This is a genomic window from Streptococcus mitis (assembly GCF_001579035.1).
GTDB classification, from domain to species: domain Bacteria; phylum Bacillota; class Bacilli; order Lactobacillales; family Streptococcaceae; genus Streptococcus; species Streptococcus mitis_J.
Genome location: NZ_KQ970287.1, coordinates 324,108 through 327,257 on the forward strand (window position 1 = coordinate 324,108; position 3,150 = coordinate 327,257).

Below are 3,150 nucleotides of genomic sequence, written 5' to 3' on the forward strand. Positions count from 1 at the left end.
TGGGGATGTAGCTGCTTACCAGTTATCGCTAAAAACGATTTTTGACCAGTATCAGATTCCTTTCTATCTTGGTAGAAGCGAATCCATGGCTCATCATCCCTTGACACAGTTTGTCGAGTCTATTTTAGCTTTGAAACGCTATCGTTTCCGTCAGGAGGATTTGATAAACCTTCTTAGAACAGGTTTGTATACCGACCTTAGTCAGGCTGATATTGATGCTTTTGAGCAATATATCCGTTATCTTGGTATCAATGGCTTGCCAGCCTTTCAGCAAACCTTTACCAAATCCCACCATGGAAAATTTAATCTGGAACGTTTGAACGCTCTTCGTCTGCGTATTTTAACCCCTCTTGAAACTCTCTTTGCCAGTCGAAAACAGAAAGCTGAAAATCTCTTGCAAAAGTGGAATGTCTTTCTAAAAGAAGGAGCAGTAACTAAGCAGTTACAAGATTTGACAGCCACTATGGAAGCTCTTGAACAGGAAAGACAAGCCGAGGTTTGGAAGGCATTCTGTCATGTTTTAGAACAATTTGCGACTGTTTTTGCTGGTTCACAGGTTAGTCTGGAGGACTTCCTAGCCTTGCTCCATTCTGGAATGAGCCTATCTCAATACCGTACCATTCCAGCAACAGTGGACACCGTTCTGGTGCAGAGTTACGATTTGATTGCACCCTTAACGGCTGACTTTGTCTATGCCATTGGGCTGACTCAGGATCATTTACCAAAAATTGCGCAAAACACCAGTCTTTTGACAGACGAAGAAAGACAGAGCCTAAATCAAGCGACAGAAGAAGGCGTTCAATTACTGATTGCCAGCAGTGAAAACCTCAAGAAAAATCGCTACACTATGCTTTCCTTGATCAATTCTGCTCGCAAGCAGTTGGTCTTGTCAGCTCCAAGCCTTTTTAACGAAAGTGAAAGTAAGGAATCTGCCTATCTTCAAGAGCTGATCCATTTTGGATTTGGTCGGAGAGAGAGGAGGATGAATCACAAAGGGCTATCTAAGGAGGATATGGGGTCCTATCACAGTCTTTTGTCTAGTCTGGTTGCCTATCACCAGCAGGGCGAGATGAGTGAGACTGAGCAAGATTTGACATTTATTAAGGTTCTGACGCGTGTCATGGGGAAAAAACTTGACCAACAAGGTCTGGAAAATCCAGCCCTCCCAACCAGTCCAAGCAGTAAGCCCTTAGCTAAGGACACCTTACAAGCTCTCTATCCTACTGATCAGGAGTTTTACCTGTCTACCTCTGGTTTGACGGAGTTTTATCGCAATGAATACAGTTATTTCCTCCGCTACGTGTTAGGCTTGCAGGAGGAATTGCGCCTGCGTCCTGATGCTCGCAGTCACGGAAATTTCTTGCACCGCATTTTTGAACGCGCCTTGCAGTTGCCTGACGAAGATTCCTTTGACCAACGTTTAGAACAAGCTATCCAAGAAACCAGTCAAGAACGCGAATTTGAGGCTATTTATCAGGAAAGTTTGGAAGCCCAGTTTACCAAGGAAGTTTTGCTTGATGTTGCACGGACAACTGGACATATTCTTCGACACAATCCAGCCATCGAAACCATCAAAGAGGAAGCGAATTTTGGCGGCAAAGACCAGGCCTTTATTCAATTGGACAATGGACGCAGTGTCCATGTACGAGGTAAGGTTGACCGGATTGACCGATTGAAAGCTGATGGAGCGATTGGAGTGGTAGACTACAAGTCGAGTTTAACTCAGTTCCAGTTTCCTCATTTCTTTAATGGGCTCAATTCCCAGTTACCAACCTATCTTGCTGACCCTAAAAAGAGAGGGGGAACAGAACTTTTTCGGTGCCATGTACTTGGAAATGGCTGAGCCTGTCCAATCTCTGATGGCCGTTAAAAGTCTGGCAGGTGCAGTAGTAGAAGCTAGCAAGTCTATGAAATACCAAGGCCTCTTTTTAGAAAAAGAAAGCAGTCATTTGGGCGAATTTTATAACAAAAACAAGGCTAATCAGCTGACGGATGAGGAATTCCAACTCCTACTGGACTACAATGCCCATCTTTATAAAAAAGCGGCTGAGAAGATTTTAGCAGGCCAGTTCGCCATTAACCCTTATACTGAAAATGGCAGAAGTATTGCCACATACGTCCAGCAACACCAAGCCATCACTGGATTTGAAGCCAATTACCACTTGGGCCAAGCCCGTTTTCTAGAAAAGTTGGACTTAGCTGATGGCAAACGACTGGTCGGAGAAAAACTTAAGCAAGCTTGGTTTGAAAAAATAAGAGAGGAGTTGAATCGATGAAGCCTATTCCCTTTTTAACTGAGGAGGAAATTCAAAAACTGCAAGAAGCAGAAGCAAATTCGAGCAAGGAACAAAAGAAAACTGCTGAGCAAATTGAAGCCATTTATACAGCAGGGCAAAATATCCTGGTCTCAGCATCAGCTGGTTCTGGGAAGACCTTTGTTATGGCAGAGCGTATTCTGGATCAGTTAGCGCGTGGTGTCGAAATTTCTCAACTCTTTATCTCAACCTTTACTGTCAAGGCGGCCACAGAGCTTAAGGAACGGTTGGAGAAAAAAATCAGCCAACAAATCCAAGAAAGTAGCGATGTTGACCTCAAACAACACTTGGGACGCCAGTTGGCAGACATACCCAACGCAGCCATCGGAACCATGGATTCCTTCACACAAAAGTTCCTTGGCAAACATGGCTATCTGATTGATATTGCGCCTAATTTCCGTATTTTACAAAACCAAAGCGAACAACTTCTTCTAAAAAATGAAGTCTTTCATGAGGTATTTGAAGCGCATTACCAAGGTAAACAGAAAGAGACCTTTAGTCATTTGCTGAAAAACTTTGCTGGGCGCGGCAAGGATGAACGGGAGATACGCCAGCAAGTCTATAAAATTTATAACTTCCTCCAATCCACCAGTAATCCTCAAAAGTGGCTGAGTGAATCTTTCCTCAAAGGCTTTGAAGAAGCTGATTTTAGCAGTGAAAAAGAAAGACTGACTGAGCAAATCCAGCAAGCCCTTTGGGATTTGGAAAGCTTTTTCCGTTACCATCTGGATAACGATGCCAAGGAATTTGCAAAGGCTGCTTATTTAGAAAATGTCCAGTTAATTTTAGATGAAATTGGTTCCTTGAATCAGGAGTCCGATAGTCAGGCTTATCA

Annotated in this window: 1 protein-coding gene and 1 pseudogene; both read left to right on the plus strand. The window is 43.4% G+C overall.

Going from position 1 to position 3,150, the window contains the following annotated elements:
- Positions 1-2,276, plus strand: a pseudogene (rexB, locus tag SMIDD26_RS06020) (ATP-dependent nuclease subunit B); the annotation flags it as partial.
- Positions 2,273-3,150: UvrD-helicase domain-containing protein (locus tag SMIDD26_RS12975; RefSeq protein ID WP_246746938.1), on the plus strand; the 878-nt coding region annotated here is incomplete at its 3' end. The pseudogene rexB and the gene SMIDD26_RS12975, both read left to right, overlap by 4 nt.